The sequence below is a fragment of the Limimaricola sp. AA108-03 genome, from assembly GCF_050847355.1.
Taxonomy (GTDB): Bacteria; Pseudomonadota; Alphaproteobacteria; order Rhodobacterales; family Rhodobacteraceae; genus Limimaricola.
The window spans coordinates 2,215,716-2,233,402 of record NZ_CP193755.1 but is presented as its reverse complement, the minus strand read 5'-3'; the positions used below and the strand labels follow the sequence as shown (position 1 = coordinate 2,233,402).

Here is a 17,687-nt window from a genome sequence, read left to right as displayed (position 1 = left end):
AGATCGGATGCGTGTGATGTATCGTGACGGCGTTCCGCAAGGCGGAACTGCCCCGTCGGATCAGTGGTAGGAGAGATCGGCGATGCGACGGGCGATGCGGGTCGGATCGGCCCTGAGAGGGCCGTCGCGGTCGACGAAATCGCGCGCCACGGCGGCATCGGCGCCGGGGGTGAGGTGCAGGTAGAGCCGGGCGAACAGCGCGCGCACCTCCGGGCCCTGCCAATTCTCGGGCAACATCCCCAGAGGCAGCGCCGGGTCCGACAGCGCGATGTCGCGGTAGACATGCACCAGCAGCAGCCGCAGCCCCAGCGCCTCTTCGGGGCTGCACGACACGCCGTCGAGCGGTGCGAAACCTTCCATGAAACGCGCCATCCGTTCGGCCAGGGCGTCGAGCGGCCAGGCGGCACGGGCCATTTCTGTCAGGTCGTCCTCGGTGGTGGCGTGGAAATGCGGCGCGCCCAAGGGGGGCAGGGGGTCGCCGCGATCCGGCAGGATCGCGAGATAGGGCTCGGCCATGCCGAAGCGCAGTCGCGTCAGCCGTGTCACCAGCGCTTCGCGCCCCGGCCCCTGCGGCAACGCCACGAGATGCCAGCCCCTGAGCGGCGCGGCGCGGGGGCGGCGATAGATCAGCCGCGCGGCGCGCTGGAACTCCTTTTCCGCCGAGGCGGTGAGCCGGTAGTAGCTCTTGCGCCCGTCCTTCACCCCCTCGATCCGCTCGGCGGCGACGAGCCGCGACACGGCGGTACGCACCCGGCTTTCACTCAGGCCGACGGCGGCGCAGGCCGAAATGATGTTGCCCATCCAGATCTCGCCGCCGCGTGGCGCCACCACATCGCCATAGAGCGTGACGATGAAGGCACCGGCGCTGACCGGATTGGCGGCGAGGACGTTGTGCAGGGCATCTGGCGACATGTCGGCTCCGGGTTGTGCGCGAGAACCGGTGTAGTGCCCTCGCGCCATGGGCACAATTCAGCCCTTGGGCCGCTCGTCGACGACGCGCTTCGCCTTGCCCTCCGAGCGTGCGATGCTGCCACAGGGCTTGATCTCGACCTTGCAAGACACGCCGACCACGCTCTTGACGTGGCCCATCAGCTCGCGTGCGGCCGCCTGCGCCGTGGCCGCGTCGCCATCAATCTTGCACTCGCAATGGATGCACATCTCGTCCATCCGGCCCTTGCGGGACAGATGGATCTGGTAATGCGGGGCCAGCGCCGCGCATTTCAGGATCTGCTCCTCGATCTGGGTCGGGAAGACGTTGACGCCGCGCAGGATGATCATGTCGTCGCTGCGCCCCGTCACCTTCTCCATCCGCCGCATCGACCGCGCGGTGCCGGGCAGCAGCCGCGTCAGGTCGCGGGTGCGGTAGCGGATGATCGGAAAGGCCTCCTTGGTGAGCGAGGTGAAGACCAGCTCGCCTTCCTGCCCGTCCTCGACCGGCTCGCCGGTCTCCGGATCGATGATCTCCGGGTAGAAGTGATCCTCCCAGATGTGCAGACCGTCCTTGGTCTCGACGCATTCCTGCGCGACGCCCGGGCCCATCACCTCGGAGAGACCGAAGATATCGACCGCATCCATGTCGAATGCCTGCTCGATTTCCTGGCGCATGGCGTTGGTCCAGGGCTCGGCCCCGAAGATGCCGGTCTTGAGCGAGCTCTTGCGCGGGTCGAGGCCCGCGGCGCGGTAGGCGTCGAGGATCGACAGCATGTAGGAGGGGGTGACCATGATGATCGAGGGCTTGAAATCCTCGATCAGCGTGATCTGCCGCTCTGTCATGCCGCCGGAGACCGGGACCACGGTGCAGCCCAGCCGCTCGGCCCCGTAATGCGCGCCAAGCCCGCCGGTGAAGAGGCCGTAGCCATAGGCGACGTGGCAGATGTCGCCCGGCGCGCCGCCCGCGGCGCGGATCGAACGCGCCATGACGTCGGCCCATGTGTCGATGTCGTTCTTCGTATAGGCCACGACCGTCGGCTTGCCGGTGGTGCCCGAGGAGGCGTGCAGCCGCGCGATCCGGCTTTGCGGCACCGCGAACATGCCGAAGGGGTAGTTGTCGCGCAGGTCCTGCTTCACGGTGAAGGGGAATTTCTTGAGGTCCGACAGCGATTTCAGATCGTCCGGGTGGACGCCGCATTCGTCGAACTTGGCCCGGTAGAAGGGCGAGCCCTCATAGGCGCGCTGGAGCGTCTGCTTCATCCGTTGGAACTGCAGCGCCGCGATCTCGTCGCGCGAGGCGGTCTCGATCGGGTCGAGGGGCGCGCGCGCCCCGGTGGGTCTGGTCAGCATGTCATCCTCCCTCGGCGCCCTCCCGCGGCGCCGGTCTCAGTTCACTTGGCGCGTGGCGTCACGATCCGCGAATTGCCGCGAAAGCTGGCGATCAGCGTGCCGTCCTCGCGATGCACCGCCACGTCGTAGAGGCCCGAGCGCCCGGCCCGCGTCACCTCGGTGCCGGTGCCGATCAGCACGTCGCCCAAGCGCCCCGGCGCGTGGTAGACGATGTCGCATTGCACGCCGACGGCCTGGTAGTCGTAGCTGTTGGCCGCGAAGGCGAAGACGCTGTCGGCGAAGGCGAAGGTCAGGCCGCCATGCAGCGTGCCATGGCCGTTCACCATGTCCTCGCGCACCCGCATCCGCATCACGGCGGTGCCGGGTCCGACCTCGAGAAGCTCCATCCCCATCGCCTTGCTGGCGGTGTCCTCGTCCCACATCTCCTGCGTGCGCTTCTCGGCCTGCGCCTGCGGGTCGAGCTTCATCTCCACCGCGCCGCTCATTGCGCGCGCCCGGTGAAGACCGGCTCCCGCTTCTCGGTGAAGGCGCGCACGCCCTCGGCATAATCGGGCGAGAAGCCCGCCTTGCGTTGCAGGTCGCGCTCGAGATCGAGGCTGGCGTCAAGATTCTGACCACCCGCGGCCTGGATCGCCTGCTTGGTCAGCCCGTAGCCATAGGTCGGCCCCTTGGCCAGCGCGGTCGCGAGCGCCTCGGCCTCCTCCATCAGCGCCGCATCGGGCACGGCGCGCCAGATCAGCCCCCAATCGGCGGCCTGCGCCGCGCCCAGCGGCTGACCGGTCAGCGCCAGTGCCTTGGCGCGAGCTTCGCCAAGCGCCCGGGTCAGGGTCCATGTGCCGCCCGAATCCGGCACGAGGCCGAGCTTGGCGAAGGACTGGATGAAGCGCGCGCTATCGCCCGCCAGAACGATGTCGCAGGCGATGGCGAGGTTGGCGCCGGCGCCGGCGGCGACGCCGTTCACCGCGCAGATCACCGGCTTGGGCAGGGCCCGGATGGCGCGCACCAGCGGGTTCCACAGCGTGCCGATCGTCTCGCCCAGATCCGGCGCGCCGCCCGCGGCATCGGGATGGCGCTGGCCGAGATCCTGACCGGCGCAGAAGCCGCGACCGGCCCCGGTGAGCAGCACCGCGCGCACCGCCTTGTCCTCGGCCGCCCGGCCGATCGCCGCGCGCAGCGCCGCATGCAGCTCGGGGGTGAAGGCGTTCAGGCGGTCGGGCCGGTTCAGCCTCAGGCGCAGCACGCCATCCGTCAGGTTCTCCAGAAGAACTGGCTCGGTCATGATCCCTCCCTCGCATCGCGCGCATCGCCACCGGCCTCTCCCCTCAAAGGGGCACGGAAACGCAGCGCTTTGGGAAAAAATGTGTTGCATGATGGTCGCGGCTGGTCAATGAATAAAGCGTCACGGAATGCCGAAATTATGTGCTGCGATGTGACGAAAGGGAGGAATGACATGACGAGACAAGCAGTTGCCGCCGGCGTCTCGGCGCTGGCCCTGCTGACGGCCGCGCCCGCGCTGGCCGAGATCAAGATCGGCGCCTCGCTCGCCGTCACCGGCCCGGCCGCCTTTCTCGGCGATCCCGAAGCCAAGACGCTGGAGATGCTGGTCGAGGAACTGAACGCCAATGGCGGCATCAACGGTGAAGAGGTCGAGCTGATCGTCTATGACGACGGTGCCGATCCGAACAAGGCGCGCACCTTCGCGACCCGTCTCATCGAGGAGGACGAGGTGGTCGCGGTGATCGGCGGCTCCTCGACCGGGGCCACCATGGCGATGGCGCCGCTCTTCGCCGATTACGAGATCCCGTTCATCTCGCTCGCCGGTGCCGTGGTGATCATCGACCCGGTGCAGGAGTTCGTCTTCAAGACGCCGCATACCGACCGCATGGCCTGCGAGAAGATCTTCGCCGACATCACCTCGCGCGGCATGACCAAGGTCGGGCTGATCTCGGGCACCGACGGCTTCGGCGCCTCGATGCGCGAGCAGTGCCTCGACGTGGCCGAGGCCTCCGGCGTCGAGATCGTCGCCGATGAGAGCTATGGCGGCAGCGACAGCGACATGACCCCGCAGCTCACCAACATCGCCGCCACCGAGGGTATCGAGGCGGTGGTGAACCCCGGCTTCGGCCAGGGCCCGGCGGTGGTGACCCGCAACTACGCCCAGCTCGGAATCGAACTGCCGTTCTATCAGAGCCACGGCGTCGCCTCCGACGAGTTCATCAAGCTTGCCGGTGACGCCGCGAACGGGCTGCGCCTGCCCGCGACGCCACTCTTGATCCCCGACCAGCTGGCCGAGGACGACCCGCAGCGCCAGCCGGTGCAGGACTACATCGCGGCCTATGAGGCGGCCCATGGCGAGAAGCCCTCGACCTTCGGCGGCTATGCCTATGATGCCTTCCACCTGCTGGTGAACGCGATCGAGCGGGCCGACTCGACCGATCCGGTCGAGATCCGCGACGCGCTCGAGGCGACCGAGGGCCATGCCGGCGTCACCGGCGTCTACAGCTTCACCCCCGAGGACCACATGGGTCTCGACCTTTCGGCCTTCCGGATCCTCGAGATCAAGGATGGCGGCTGGACCCCGGTCGAAGAGTAAGGATCTGCCTTGTCGGAGCTTCTGCAATTCCTCGTCTCCGGGGTCACGGTGGGCGCGATCTACGCGGCCATCGCCCTCGGGTTCACGCTGATCTACAACGCCTCCGGCGTCGTGAACTTCGCCCAGGGCGAGTTCGTGGTGATCGGCGGCATGACGGCGGCGGCGCTGATCGGCGCGGGCGTGCCGGTCTGGATCGCGGCGCCGCTGGCGGTGATCGCGGGTATGCTGGTGGGCGTCGCGCTCTACCGGCTGGCGATCCGACCCGCGCGCGAGGCGCCGCTGGTGTCGCTGATTATCATCACGATCGGCGCCAGCATCTTCCTGCGCGGCGCCATGCAGGCGGTCTTCGACAAGCAGATCCATCGCTATGACGGCTTCTCCGGCGACGCGCCCCTGCGCGTCGGGGGCGCCACCATCCTGCCGCAGAGCCTGTGGATCATCGGCGGCAGCATCGCGGTCTTCGCCTTTCTCGCGTGGTTCCTGAACCGGACCCGGGCCGGGCGCGGCATCCGTGCCACCGCCTCGAACCGCATGGCCGCAGCACTCGTCGGCATCAACACGGGCCGCGCGATGAACCTTTCCTTCGCGCTTTCGGCCGCCATCGGCGCGCTGGCCGGGGTGCTGGCGACGCCGGTCACCTTCACCAGCTACGATGTCGGCGTTCTGATGGCGCTCAAGGGCTTCTCGGCCACCATGCTGGGCGGCGTCGGCTCGCCTCTGGGCGCGCTGGCGGGCGGGCTGCTGATCGGGCTGATCGAGGCGATGACGGCGGGCTACATCTCCTCCGACTACAAGGATGCGAGCGCCTTCGTTGTCATTCTTCTCGTGCTGTTCCTGCGGCCCCAGGGCCTGTTCGGCGCGCGTATCACGGAGCGGGTGTGATGGCCGGGCAGGGGACGACCACCAGCGCCGCGCCGGTCGATACCGGGGGCGATGCGTATTTGCAGAACAAAGTCACAAGGCGGCGCGCCATCGGGCCGGGGCTTCGCACCTTCCTGATCTTCGCGGTCCTCGTGGGGCTGGGCGCGCTGATCTTTCCGTCGAGCTATTTCTACCGGGTCGGTACGCTGGTCTGGATCAACACGCTTGCGGTCACCGGCATCGTGGTGCTGCTGGGCTATGTCGGCCTGGTCAGCCTCGGCCATGCCGGCTTCTTCGCCATCGGCGCATATGCCACCGCGATCCTGCCGAATTACGGCGTGCCGTCGCCGCTGGCGATGCTGTCGGGGGTGCTGCTGGCCGGTCTGCTGGCGCTCGTCGTCGGGCGGCCGATCCTGAAGCTTTCGGGCTATTATCTCGCCATCGCGACGCTGGGTCTGGGCATGCTGATCTGGATGGTGCTGTCGAAGGAGGCTTGGCTCACCGGCGGGCCGGACGGCATGACGGTCTCCGGCATGAACGCCCGCAACCTGTTCAAGATGGTGGGCCTCAACCTGAAATCCGCCGAAGCGTGGTACTGGGTCGCGGGCTTCACCGCCGCCATCGGTGCGGCGATCGCGGTCAACCTCGCGGGCTCCCCATCGGGGCGCAGCCTGCGGGCGATCCATGACAGCGATGTCGCCGCGCGTTCGCTCGGCATCGACGTGGCCCGCGCCAAGTCGCGCGCCTTCGTGATCTCGGCGCTCTACGCCGCCGTGGCGGGCGGCCTGCTGGCGCTGGCCAATGGCTACATCACCCCCGAGACGGGCGGCTTCATGCATTCCGTCGAGATGGTGACCATGGCGGTGCTGGGCGGGGCCACTTCGGTGTTCGGCGCGCTGGTCGGCGCCCTGATCCTCACCGCGCTGCCGCAGGTGCTCACGGTCTTCGCCGATTACGAGCACATGGTGCTTGGCGGTATCATGGTCGTCACCATGATCGCGATGCGGCGCGGCCTCGTGCCCTTCATCGCCGATCTCTGGACCCGGAGGAAATCATGAGCCTCGACATCGACGGCCTCGGCATCGCCTTCGGCGGCATCAAGGCCGTGGACGGCGTGAGCTTCACCGCGAAACCGGGCGAGGTGACCTCGATCATCGGTCCGAACGGCGCGGGCAAGACCACGCTGTTCAACCTCGTCTCCGGGGTCTACCGCGCCAGCTCCGGCCGGGTCCGGATCGACGGGCAGGACGTCACCGGCCTCGCGGCCCACGATCTGGCCCGGCGCGGCATGGCCCGCACCTTTCAGAACCTGCAGGTCTTCCCGCAGATGAGCGCGCTCGACAACGTCATGACCGGCTGCCACATGCAGGAGAAATCCAACCTGCTCTCCGACCTGCTGGGCCTGCCCGGCGCGCGACGCGAGACCGAGCGGAGCCGCGCCAGCGCCATGGCCGCGCTGGAACGCGCGGGCCTCGCCGATCTGGCGCATCGCCCGGCCTCCGAGATGTCCTATGGACAGCTCAAGCGGCTGGAGATCGCCCGCGCGCTGGTCACCGGCTGCACCATCCTGCTGCTCGACGAACCGGCGGCGGGCTGCAACGCGGTCGAGACGCGCGAGGTCGACGACCTGATCCACGCCATCGCGGACGAGGGCAAGACCGTGGTGCTGATCGAGCACGACATGCGCATGGTGATGCGCATCTCGGCGCACATCGTCGTGCTCGATCAGGGCCGCAAGATCGCCGAAGGCGGGCCGGAGGAGATCCGCACAAACCCCCATGTCATCGCCGCCTATCTCGGCGCCCATGGCGCCGCCGAAGCCGAGGCCGCCGCCCATGCCTGAACCGCTTTTGTCCATCGAGGGCCTGCGCTCCGCCTATGGCCCGATCGAGGTGCTGCACGGCGTCGATCTCACCGTGAACGAGGGCGAGATCGTCTCGCTCGTCGGGGCCAATGGCGCGGGCAAGACCACCTTGATGCGCTGCATCTCCGGCGTGCAGCCGGTGAATTCCGGCTCCGTTCGATTTTCGGGGCACGACCTGACCCGCCAGCCCGACCACGCGCGCGCCGCTCTGGGCGTCGCGCATTCGCCCGAGGGGCGGCAGATCTTCGGCGATCTGAGCGTGGCCGAGAATCTGAGCCTGGGCGGCTATCATCGCACGGACGATCTCGGCGCGGACATGGACGAGGTCTATGGCCTCTTTCCGATCCTGCGCGACAAGGCGGCGCTGCCCGCGGGCGGGCTCTCGGGCGGCCAGCAGCAGATGCTCGCCATCGGTCGCGCCATCATGGGCCGCCCGAAGCTGATGCTGCTCGACGAGCCGTCGATGGGCCTCGCCCCGGTGCTGGTCGATCAGGTGCTCGGGGTGGTGAAATCGCTGCGCGATCGCGGCGTGACGCTGTTGATGGTCGAGCAGAACGCCTATGCCGCTCTGTCGATCGCCGACCGGGGCTACGTCATGGAGCAGGGCGAGATCACGCTCTCGGGCAATGCCGCTGAGCTGATCGCCGATCCGCGTATCCGCGAGGCCTATCTCGGGGCCTGACGGTCGTTTCCCGCAACTTTCGCTTGTAGGACGGGACGGCCGGACCCAGGGTCTGGGCATGACCGAGACCCTCCGCATTCCCTCCTCGACCGGCCGGCCGCCGCTTCGGGCGGATTTCACCGCCGGAAAGGGGCGTGATCTGGCGGTCGTGCTGCCGGGGTTGCGCTATGGCTGCGACCGCCCGCTGCTGCGGGGCACGGCTGCCCTGTTTGAGCGGGCAGGCTGCGACATGGCGCGGCTGGCTTTCGACTATGCCGAGGATGAGGCCTTCATGACTGCCCCCGATGCCGAGCAGTTCGCCCGCATCGCGGCGGATGGGCGGGATATCGGGGCGCATCTGTCGGCCATGCGCGCTTATGAACGGGTCTGGCTGATCGGCAAGTCGCTCGGCACGCTATCGATGGGGGCGGCATTGTCGGCCGGGATCGGCGCCTCGGAACGGACCCGGGCGGTCTGGTTGACCCCGAGCCTGCTCGGCACGCCGCTTTTGTCCTGGATGCGCAACTGGCCGGGAGTTGGGGTAGCGGTGCTGGGAACCGAGGATCCCTCAAACCGCCCGGAGCTGCTGGAAGCTCTCGGGCGACAGCCGGGGCTGACCCTGCGGATGGTCGCGGGGGCCGATCATGGCTTCGATCATGCCGAAGGGCGTGATGCCGCGCGGCGGGCCATCGGCGAAGCCATCGATACAGTGGAGCAGTGGAGAAAGCAGCAGCTTTGACACCTGGAAAGGAGAAGGGGGCCGTTCGGCCCCCTTCCTGTATCAGCTTTCCGGCGCCTCGGCCGAGGGCTTGCCCTCGCCCTCGGGGAAGAAGCAGGCCGATTTCTGCACCGCCCCGTCGAGCAGGGGGCGCTGCTTCCGGCACTTGTCCTGCGCCTTCCAGCAGCGCGGCGCGAAGGCGCAGCCCGGCGGCACGGCGAGTGGCGAGGGCAGTTCGCCTTCGAGCTTGATCCGCTCCTTGGCGGCCTCCGGATCGGCGCGCGGCGTCGCCGAGAGCAGCGCCTTGGTGTAGGGGTGCTGCGGGTTGTCGAAGATCATGTCCTTCGGGCCCGTCTCCACCGCTCGGCCCAGATACATCACCTTTACCTCGTCGGCGACGTGACGCACCACCGACAGGTCATGGCTGATGAAGAGATAGGCCAGTTGCATCCGCTCCTGCAGGTCGATCAGCAGGTTCAGCACCGAGGACTGGATCGACACGTCGAGCGCCGAGACCGGCTCGTCGAGCACCAGCACCTCGGGCTCCAGCATCAGCGCCCGGCCGATGGCGATGCGCTGACGCTGGCCGCCCGAGAACATGTGCGGGTAGCGGTCGAAATGCTCGGGCCGCAGGCCCACCAGCCGCAACATCTCGCGCGCCTTGGCCTCGCGCTCGGATGTCGGCATCTGGGGGCGGTTGATCAGCAGGGGCTCCATCAGGATCTGGCCGATTCGCTGGCGCGGGTTGAGCGAGCCGTAGGGGTCCTGGAACACGATCTGCACCTTGGAGCGCAGGCTTTTCCACGCGTCCGGCGTGGCGTCGGTGCCCGAGATCGACAACTCGCCGCGGGTCGGCTCCTCGATCAGCGTCACGACCCGGGCGAGGGTGGACTTGCCGCAACCGGATTCGCCGACCACGGCCAGCGTCCGGCCCGGCGTCAGCTCGAAATCGAGATCCGACAGCGCGCGCACCACGCGCGGCTTGGAAAAAAGACCGCCGCCAACCTCGTAATGGCGGGTGAGGCCGCGCGCGGTGACGACGGGGCCGGTCTTGGCGGGCGATGTCGTGTCATGGGCGTCTGTGGTCACGGCACTCACGAGGCGAGCCTTTCGTCGGTGTTGAGCGGGTAGTGGCAGCGCGCGAGGCCGAGATCCGGCCCGCGCGGCTTGGGCGGCACCTTGCGGCAATGGTCGTCCGCATAGGGGCAGCGCGGCGAGAACAGGCAGCCCTGCGGCCGGTCGAACTGTCCCGGCACCACGCCGGGAATGGTCGGCAGCCGCTTGTCGGTGGCGCGCTCGGGCAGGGCCGCGAGCAACGCCGAGGTATATGGGTGGTGCGGCGACCGGAACAGCGGGCGCACCGGCTGCTCCTCGACCTTCTGGCCCGCGTAATGCACCGAGACGCGCTGCGCGGTCTCGGCCACCACGCCCATGTCATGGGTGATCAGCACCAGCCCCATGCCGGTCTCGTCGCGCAGCCTGACGAGCAGGTCGAGGATCTGCGCCTGGATCGTCACGTCGAGCGCAGTGGTCGGCTCGTCGGCGATCAGCAGCTTGGGATTGCACGAGATCGCCATGGCGATCATCACCCGCTGGTTCATGCCGCCCGACATCTGGTGCGGGAACGCCTTGAGCCGCTGCTCGGGGTCGGGGATGCCGACCAGATCGAACAGCTCCAGCGCGCGGGCCTGCGCGGCCTTGCGGTCCATGCCGAGATGGATGCGCAGCGCCTCGCGGATCTGGAAGCCCACGGTGAAGCAGGGGTTGAGCGAGGACATCGGCTCCTGGAAGATCATCGCGAGGTCCTTGCCGACGATCTTGCGGCGGGCCCGGGCCGACATCTTCGACAGGTCGTGCCCGTCGAAGATCATCTCGTCCGCCGTCACCTTGGCGGTCCAGGGCAAGAGCCCCATCAGCGCCAGCATCGACACCGATTTGCCGGAGCCGCTTTCGCCGACGATGGCCAGCACGTCGCCCTTGTCCACGTCGAGATCGACCTGGTCGACGGCGCGGAACCGGCCGCCGGTGGTCGCAAACTCGACCGAGAGGTTGCGCAGTCTCAGAAGACTCATGAGATCAGCTCCGCTTCAGTTTCGGGTCGAGCGCGTCGCGCAGACCATCGCCCATCAGGTTGATGGCGAGCACGGTGATCAGGATCGCGAGGCCGGGCAGGGTGACCACCCACCATGCGCGCAGGATGAACTCGCGCGCCTCGGCCAGCATCGTGCCCCATTCCGGGGTCGGAGGCTGCGCGCCCATGCCGAGGAAGCCCAGCGCCGCCGCGTCGAGGATCGCGGTGGAGAAGCTGAGCGCCGCCTGCACGATGATCGGAGCGAGGCAGTTCGGCAGCACCGTGACGAACATCAGCCGCCACAGCCCGGCACCCGCGACGCGGGCCGAGGTGACGTAGTCCTCGCCCAGCTCGCCGATCACGCTGGCGCGGGTCAGGCGCACGTAATGCGGCTGCAGCACGATCGCGATGGCGATCATCGCGTTCAGGAGCGATGGCCCGAGGATCGCCACCAGCACCAGCGCCAGCAAGAGCGACGGAAAGGCGAGGATGATGTCCATCAGCCGCATGATGATCGCGTCGAGCCATTTCGGCGAGAAGCCCGCCAGCAGGCCCAGGAGGATGCCGCCCGACGCCGCGACCACGACCACGACGATGCCCACGAAGAACGAGTAGCGCGCGCCGTTCAAGAGCCGCGAGAGCATGTCGCGGCCCAAGGGGTCGGTGCCCAGCGGGAAGCTCCAGTTGCCGCCCTCCTGCCACGCGGGCGGGATCAGCGCGAATTCGCGGAACTGCTGCGTCGGGTCGTGCGGCGCGATCCACGGCGCGGTGGCCGCGATGAACACGAAGACGACGAAGACCCAGAAGCCGAACACGGCGCCGCGGTTCTCGCGGAAATAGAACCAGAACTCGGAGAGCCGGCCGGGACGCTTCTCGACCTGGGTTTCCACCTCTTTGGAAAGTGCGTGGTCCATCAGCGCTTCCTGATCTTGGGATTGATGAGGCCGTAGAGCAGGTCGACGGTCAGGTTCACCACCATCACCATCACGGCGATGAGCAGCAGGCCGCCCTGCACGACCGGGTAGTCGCGGCGGAAGATCGAATCGACCATCCACTTGCCGATGCCCGGCCAGGAGAAGATCGTCTCGGTCAGGATCGCGCCGGCGAGCAGCGTGCCGACCGACAGGCCGATCACGGTGATGACCGGGATCAACGCGTTGCGGAGCGCGTGCAGCCCGTTGATCCGGCCCGGCGGCAGGCCCTTGGCCCGTGCCGTGCGGATGTAATCCTCGCCGAGGACCTCGAGCATGGCCGAGCGGGTCTGGCGCGCGATCACCGCGAGCGGGATGGTTCCGAGCACGATGGTCGGCAGGATCAGGTGTCGCACGGCGGAGGTGAAGGCGCCGTCCTGGCCCGAGATCAGGCTGTCGATCAGCATGAAGCCGGTGACGTCGTCGAAATAGTAGAGCAGGTCGATCCGGCCCGAGACCGGGGTCCAGCCGAGATTGCCCGAGAACACGATGATCAGGAGCAGCGCCCACCAGAAGATCGGCATCGAGTAGCCCACCAGCGCGGTGGACATCAGCGTCCGGTCGAAGAACTTGCCGCGGTTCATCGCCGCGATCACGCCCGCGGGAAGGCCCAGCGCCACCGCGAAGATCATCGCGCAGATCGACAGCTCCAGCGTCGCCGGGAACAGCGCGAAGAACTCGTCCCAGACCGGGCGCTTGGTGACGTAGCTGTTGCCGAGATCGCCCTGCAGCACGCCGGTCAGGTAATCCCAGTACTGCGCGAGGATCGGCCGGTCGAAGCCGAACTGCACGACCAGCTCGTCATAGCGTTCCTGCGTCATGCCGCGCTCGCCCGCCATGACGATGATCGGATCGCCCGGCAGCACGCGGATGAAGGCGAAGGAGATGAGGGTGACGCCGATGAAGGTCGGCAGGAAGGTCGCGAAGCGCGACAGCACGTAGCGCAGCATCTCAGCGGCCCGCCATGTCGGGGCCGGACCGCGCGAACGCGGCGCTGCCGTGGGAATCGAGGGTGACCATGCCGGTACGGGTCTCCTGTTGCGGGTGATCGGGCAATCGGGGTCTCGGTCGGCGGCAGAACCGTCGGTTCCGCCCTTGAAGCGCGCCACGTATCACAGAGTTCACGGACTTGTCGAGTTTTCGTGATGCCTGACGCCGGGTCGTGACCCGAGCCTGCGCCCCCGGTGACGCGACGGTCAAGCGCCATGCCCCGGATATGCGAAAGGTCCGGGGCCATGACGGCCCCGGACCCCGGTTGCGCTGTCGCGCGGTTTATTCGGCGATCGAGACGTTGTCGAACAAGTGGCCGCCCAGCGGGTGCACCACATAGCCCTCGACCTCTTCGCGCATTGGCATCGAGACGACCGAATGGGCGATGGTGGCCCAGGGTGCCTGCTCCTTGAAGACCATCTGCGCCTCTTCGTAGAGCGCGGCGCGCTCTTCCTGGGTGGACTTGGTCTTGGCTTCCTGGATCAGCGCCTCGAACTCCTCGTTGCACCACTGCGCGCGGTTCGAGCCGCCGACGCCGTCACAGCCAAGCAGCACGGCGAGGAAGTTGTCCGGGTCGCCATTGTCGCCGGTCCAGCCCAGCAGCACCGCGCCGTCGCGATCCTCGGCCTTGGACCGCTCGAGATACTCGCCCCACTCGTAGGAGACGATCTCCACGTCGACGCCGATCTCGGACATGTCTTCCTGGATCAGCTCGGCCATGCGCCGGGCGTTCGGGTTGTAGGGGCGCTGCACCGGCATCGCCCAGATCTTCATGCTCAGATCGCTGACGCCGGCTTCTTCCAGCATCTGCTTGGCGGCCTCGGGATCGTAGGGATCGTCCTCGACCGCGTCGTTGTAGGACCACATGGTCGGCGGGATCGGGTTCTTGGCGACCTTGCCGGAGCCCTGGAACACCACGTCGAGGATCGCCTGCTTGTCGATCGCCATGTTGAGCGCCTTGCGCACCTCGGGCTGGTCGAACGGCGCCTGCGTCGTGTTGTAGGCGAGGTAGCCGACGTTGAGGCCTTCCTGCTCCATCACCTCGATGCCCTCGGCCTCCTTCATCGCGGCGATGTCGGCGGGGTTCGGGTAGGGCATGACGTGGCACTCGCCCGCCTGCAGCTTCTGGTAGCGGACGGAGGCGTCGGGGGTGATCGCGAAGATCAGGTTCTCGACCTTGGCGGGCTCGCCCCAGTAGTCGTCGAAGCGCTCGTAGCGGATCACCGCGTCCTTCTGGTAGGCCACGAAGCTGAACGGGCCGGTGCCGATCGGCTGCTGGTTCAGCATCTCCGGGTTGTCCGCGACCGCGTCGGCATACTCGGCCGAGAGGATCGAGGCGAAGTCCATCGCCATGTTGGCGACGAAGGGTGCCTCGGGGCGGGTCAGCTTGAACTTGACGGTGTAGTCATCGACCTTCTCGATGCTCTCGATCAGGTCGGGCATCGACATGCCCTGGTAGTATTCCCAGGTGCCGCCCGAGGCCATGTGGAACGGGTGGTCGTCCTTGCCCTGGCGCTCGAAGGAGAAGATCACGTCGTCGGCGTTGAAGTCGCGCGACGGGGTGAACTGGTCGTTCGAGTGGAATTTCACGCCCTGGCGCAGCTTGAAGGTGATCTCGGTGCCATCCTCGGAGACTTCCCAGCTCTCGGCGAGTCCCGGAACCACCTCGGTGGTGCCGGTCTTGAACTCGACCAGCTGGTTGTAGACCGTGTGCGACGAGGCGTCGAAAGTGGTGCCGGAGGTGTAGAGCGCCGGGTCGAAGCCCTCGGGGCTGCCTTCCGAGCAATAGACGAGGTTCTGCGCCTGGGCGGCGCCCGCAAGCGCGAGGGTGGCGGCGCCGGCGGCGAGCCATGTCTTCATCTTCATGTCGTTCTCCCTGTCAGCCCGACCTTCTCCGGCACATGTTTCGCCGGTTGGCCGATGCGTTGTGACGGCAGCCTGTCCCAGCGGGACGCGTCAGGCAAGACCCCCCGTTCCTCTGACCCGGCGGAAACGGGACGATCCGACCGGTTATTCGCCCCGCTTTCGGCGGCGCGGCCTGCCTTGCGGGCGCCTGCGCGCGGGGCCATGGTCGCGCGAGCAATTCCGGACCCCGATTCATGGCCTTCCAGTTCCGCTTTCCCGTGCGGCGCGCGGCGCGCCCCGCCCGCGCCGGGCACGACGCGCCGCCTGCCGCCATGCGGCCCGAGCCTCTGCTCGGCATGGCGCTGGTGACGCTGACCCTCTGCGTCACGCTCAAGGATTGGGCTCCCGCGACCGGGGCGGGGCGGGCCGCGGCGCTGCTGGTGCCGGTCGTCGTGGCGCTGCTGGCATGGCGGTTGCGCGGGCGGCGGCTGGGCTTCGTGGTGGTGGCACTTCTGGTCACGGCGGCGCTCTGGGCGCAGGGCGGCGACTGGACCGCGCGAGTCCTCGCCGGCTTCGGCTCCGCGGCCTTCATCGGCGCCTTCTTCGTGGCGCTCGCCACGCTGCGCTCGGCGGCCGAGACCTCGCCCGCGATCCGGGCCTGCGGCCAGTATCTGGCGGCGCAGCCGCCGGGGCGGCGCTACCTCGCGCTGACGCTGGGAGGGCAGGCCTTCTCGGTGCTGCTCAATTACGGCTCGATCGCGCTTCTGGGGAGCCTCTCGGTCGCCAGTTCCGAGCGCGAGCCGGACCCCGAGATCCGGTTTCACCGCACCCGGCGCATGCTGCTGGCGATCCAGCGCGGCTTCGTGTCGGTGCTGCCCTGGTCGCCGCTCTCCTTCTCGGTCGCGATCACCGGCGCGCTGCTGCCGGGTGCGCCTTATAAATCCACGGTGCTGCCCGCGATGGTGACCGGGCTGATCGTTGCCGGCACCGGTTGGGCGATGGACCAGATCTTCAAGCCGAAGCTCTCGCGCACCCCGGTGCGCCACGCGCCCGAGGGCGGCCCGAAGGCGGTGCTGCCGCTGGTGCTGCTTCTGGCGCTGCTCGGTCTGCCGGTCTGGCTGCTGCACGTGGCCTTCGAGGTGCGGGTGGTCGGCGCGGTGCTTCTGGTGGTACCGCTTCTGGCGCTGGGCTGGGTGCTGTTGCAGGAGGGGCCGCGCGGGGCGCTCGCGCGAGCGGGCCGCTACACGGCGCGCGAACTGCCGCGCTACCGGCCCGAACTGACGCTGCTGATGATGGCGGGATATATCGGCACCGCGGGTGCGGGACTGCTGGCGCCGCATGTGGCCGAGTTCGCGCCGCTGATCGAGGCGCTGCCCGGACCGTTGATCCTTGGCCTGCTGGTCTGGTTCATCCCCGTGACCGGTCAGGTCGGCATGAACCCGATCCTCGCCGTGACGCTGCTGTTCCCGCTGCTGCCGTCTCCCGAGGCGATGGGGGTGAGCCCTGTCGCGCTGTTCATCGCGATCACCGCCGGCTGGGCGATTTCGGGGATCACCTCGCCCTTCACCGCGACGACGCTGCTCACCGGCAATTTCGCGGGCAAGAGCGCGCTGCATGTCGGGCTGAAGTGGAACGGCGCCTACGCGCTGGTCACCGGCGTGCTGCTGACGCTCTGGGCGGTGGGCTTCGGCCTTTGGTCCTGAACGCGCGATCTGGAACTTCTCCGCCGGGCACTGTATGTGCCAACGCCATCGACTGACGCAAGGTGAGGCACATGTTCGAGACACGCATCATGCGCGAGGAACTCGCGCGGCATTACGATCTCGCACCATCGGTGGAGGCGGCGGAGCGCCAGGCCGATCTCTACGCCCGCATGGACAAGGTGCTGAGCCCGGTCGACTGGGCGATGCACGCCCCCTATGTCGAAGCGATCAACAAGCTCAAGCGCGAGCGCGACGCGGTGATCCTCGCGCACAATTACATGACGCCCGAGATCTATCACGGCATCGCCGACGTGGTCGGCGACAGCCTGCAGCTGGCGATCGAGGCCACGAAGGTCGAGGCGCAGGTGATCGTGCAATGCGGCGTGCATTTCATGGCCGAGACCTCGAAGATCCTGAACCCGGCCAAGACCGTGCTGATGCCCGACATGGAGGCTGGTTGCTCGCTGGCCGAGAGCATCACCGCCGAGGGCATCGCCGAGATGCGTCGCCGATACCCGGGCGCGCCGGTGGTGAGCTACGTCAACACCACCGCCGAGGTGAAGGCCGCCTCGGACATCTGCTGCACCTCGGCCAACGCGCTGCAGATCGTCGAGGCGATGGAGAGCGACACGGTCATCATGACCCCCGACCAGCACCTCGCGCGCAACGTGGCCAAGGCTTCGTCGAAGCGCATCGTCTGGTGGGAGGGCAGCTGCATCGTGCACGAGCAGTACACCGCCGAGGAGATGCGCGCCTACCGCGCCGCCGACCCGGAGGTGAAGATCATCGCCCACCCCGAATGCACGACCGAGGTGACCGCCGAGGCCGATTTCACCGGCTCCACCAGCGGCATCATCGACTGGATCGACCGCGAGCGCCCGAAGAAGGCGCTTCTGGTCACCGAATGCTCGATGGCCTCGAACATCACCGACGCGTTCCCGGACGTGGCGTTCCAGAAGCCGTGCAACATGTGCCCCTACATGAAGATGATCAGCCTCGAGAAGGTGCTGTGGTCGCTGCATACCCTGTCGCCCGAGGTGGTCGTCCCCGAGGAGGTCGCGGTGCCGGCGCGCCGCGCGGTGGAGCGGATGATCGAGCTGTCGCGCAGCCTGGCCAAGGCCTGATCTTGA

17 protein-coding genes are annotated in these 17,687 nt (G+C 68.0%); 8 read left to right on the top strand and 9 right to left on the bottom strand.

The genetic code is table 11. The features are described from left to right. Positions 1-60: 60 nt before the first annotated feature. The 4 genes from ACRAQ3_RS10880 to paaG are packed head-to-tail and all read right to left on the bottom strand — an operon-like array spanning position 61 to position 3,559. A complete protein-coding gene (locus ACRAQ3_RS10880; RefSeq protein ID WP_432254634.1) occupies positions 61-912 on the bottom strand; it encodes a PaaX family transcriptional regulator in 852 nt (283 codons plus the stop codon). 57 nt (positions 913-969) lie between these two features. After that, positions 970-2,280: a phenylacetate--CoA ligase PaaK gene (gene paaK, locus ACRAQ3_RS10875; protein ID WP_432254633.1), complete on the bottom strand. Its 1,311-nt coding sequence runs from the start codon at positions 2,278-2,280 to the stop codon at positions 970-972. A gap of 41 nt (positions 2,281-2,321) precedes the next feature. After that, positions 2,322-2,765 carry a hydroxyphenylacetyl-CoA thioesterase PaaI gene (gene paaI, locus ACRAQ3_RS10870; protein WP_269396049.1) on the bottom strand — a complete coding sequence of 148 codons (444 nt, stop codon included), beginning with the start codon at positions 2,763-2,765 and terminating at the stop codon, positions 2,322-2,324. Beyond that, a complete protein-coding gene (paaG, locus tag ACRAQ3_RS10865; RefSeq protein ID WP_432254632.1) occupies positions 2,762-3,559 on the bottom strand; it encodes a 2-(1,2-epoxy-1,2-dihydrophenyl)acetyl-CoA isomerase PaaG in 798 nt (265 codons plus the stop codon). The genes paaI and paaG overlap by 4 nt, the downstream gene beginning before the upstream one ends. Positions 3,560-3,730: 171 nt before the next feature. On the opposite strand from paaG, the gene ACRAQ3_RS10860 reads away from it, so the two are divergent. Genes ACRAQ3_RS10860 through ACRAQ3_RS10835 form a run of 6 tightly spaced genes read left to right on the top strand, consistent with a single transcriptional unit; the run spans position 3,731 to position 8,998 of the window. Continuing rightward, complete coding sequence (locus tag ACRAQ3_RS10860; protein WP_269396047.1) at positions 3,731-4,873, top strand: ABC transporter substrate-binding protein; 1,143 nt, start codon at positions 3,731-3,733, stop codon at positions 4,871-4,873. 9 nt (positions 4,874-4,882) lie between these two features. Continuing rightward, positions 4,883-5,755 carry a branched-chain amino acid ABC transporter permease gene (locus tag ACRAQ3_RS10855; protein ID WP_269396046.1) on the top strand — a complete coding sequence of 291 codons (873 nt, stop codon included), beginning with the start codon at positions 4,883-4,885 and terminating at the stop codon, positions 5,753-5,755. Next, positions 5,755-6,792: a branched-chain amino acid ABC transporter permease gene (locus ACRAQ3_RS10850; protein WP_432254631.1), complete on the top strand. Its 1,038-nt coding sequence runs from the start codon at positions 5,755-5,757 to the stop codon at positions 6,790-6,792. The genes ACRAQ3_RS10855 and ACRAQ3_RS10850 overlap by 1 nt, the downstream gene beginning before the upstream one ends. Next, entirely contained in the window at positions 6,789-7,577 is a 789-nt protein-coding gene (locus tag ACRAQ3_RS10845; protein WP_432254630.1) for an ABC transporter ATP-binding protein, read from the top strand. The genes ACRAQ3_RS10850 and ACRAQ3_RS10845 overlap by 4 nt, the downstream gene beginning before the upstream one ends. Beyond that, a complete protein-coding gene (locus ACRAQ3_RS10840; RefSeq protein WP_432254629.1) occupies positions 7,570-8,280 on the top strand; it encodes an ABC transporter ATP-binding protein in 711 nt (236 codons plus the stop codon). Before ACRAQ3_RS10845 ends, ACRAQ3_RS10840 begins: the two co-directional genes overlap by 8 nt. A 58-nt stretch (positions 8,281-8,338) precedes the next feature. Further along, positions 8,339-8,998, top strand: coding sequence for a hypothetical protein (locus ACRAQ3_RS10835; RefSeq protein WP_432254628.1), 660 nt, complete (start codon positions 8,339-8,341; stop codon positions 8,996-8,998). A gap of 42 nt (positions 8,999-9,040) precedes the next feature. Here ACRAQ3_RS10835 and ACRAQ3_RS10830 read toward each other — a convergent pair whose 3' ends face one another. The 5 genes from ACRAQ3_RS10830 to ACRAQ3_RS10810 all read right to left on the bottom strand — a co-directional run bounded on the left by ACRAQ3_RS10830 (position 9,041) and on the right by ACRAQ3_RS10810 (position 14,875). Next, a complete protein-coding gene (locus ACRAQ3_RS10830) occupies positions 9,041-10,075 on the bottom strand; it encodes an ABC transporter ATP-binding protein (RefSeq protein WP_432254627.1) in 1,035 nt (344 codons plus the stop codon). Next, on the bottom strand, positions 10,072-11,049 hold the full coding sequence (locus ACRAQ3_RS10825) for an ABC transporter ATP-binding protein (protein ID WP_432254626.1): 978 nt from the start codon (positions 11,047-11,049) through the stop codon (positions 10,072-10,074). The genes ACRAQ3_RS10830 and ACRAQ3_RS10825 overlap by 4 nt, the downstream gene beginning before the upstream one ends. A 4-nt stretch (positions 11,050-11,053) precedes the next feature. Continuing rightward, complete coding sequence (locus tag ACRAQ3_RS10820) at positions 11,054-11,962, bottom strand: ABC transporter permease subunit (RefSeq protein WP_432254625.1); 909 nt, start codon at positions 11,960-11,962, stop codon at positions 11,054-11,056. Continuing rightward, positions 11,962-12,969: an ABC transporter permease subunit gene (locus ACRAQ3_RS10815; RefSeq protein WP_085895662.1), complete on the bottom strand. Its 1,008-nt coding sequence runs from the start codon at positions 12,967-12,969 to the stop codon at positions 11,962-11,964. The genes ACRAQ3_RS10820 and ACRAQ3_RS10815 overlap by 1 nt, the downstream gene beginning before the upstream one ends. A 322-nt stretch (positions 12,970-13,291) precedes the next feature. Next, the gene (locus tag ACRAQ3_RS10810; protein ID WP_269396037.1) at positions 13,292-14,875 is read right to left on the bottom strand and encodes an ABC transporter substrate-binding protein; all 1,584 of its coding nucleotides are present in this window, start codon (positions 14,873-14,875) and stop codon (positions 13,292-13,294) included. 233 nt (positions 14,876-15,108) lie between these two features. Here ACRAQ3_RS10810 and ACRAQ3_RS10805 point away from each other — a divergent pair, with 233 nt between their 5' ends. Then, positions 15,109-16,557: a hypothetical protein gene (locus ACRAQ3_RS10805; protein WP_432254624.1), complete on the top strand. Its 1,449-nt coding sequence runs from the start codon at positions 15,109-15,111 to the stop codon at positions 16,555-16,557. Positions 16,558-16,628: 71 nt separating this feature from the next. Beyond that, positions 16,629-17,681, top strand: coding sequence for a quinolinate synthase NadA (gene nadA, locus ACRAQ3_RS10800; protein ID WP_432254623.1), 1,053 nt, complete (start codon positions 16,629-16,631; stop codon positions 17,679-17,681). Positions 17,682-17,687: the final 6 nt, after the last annotated feature.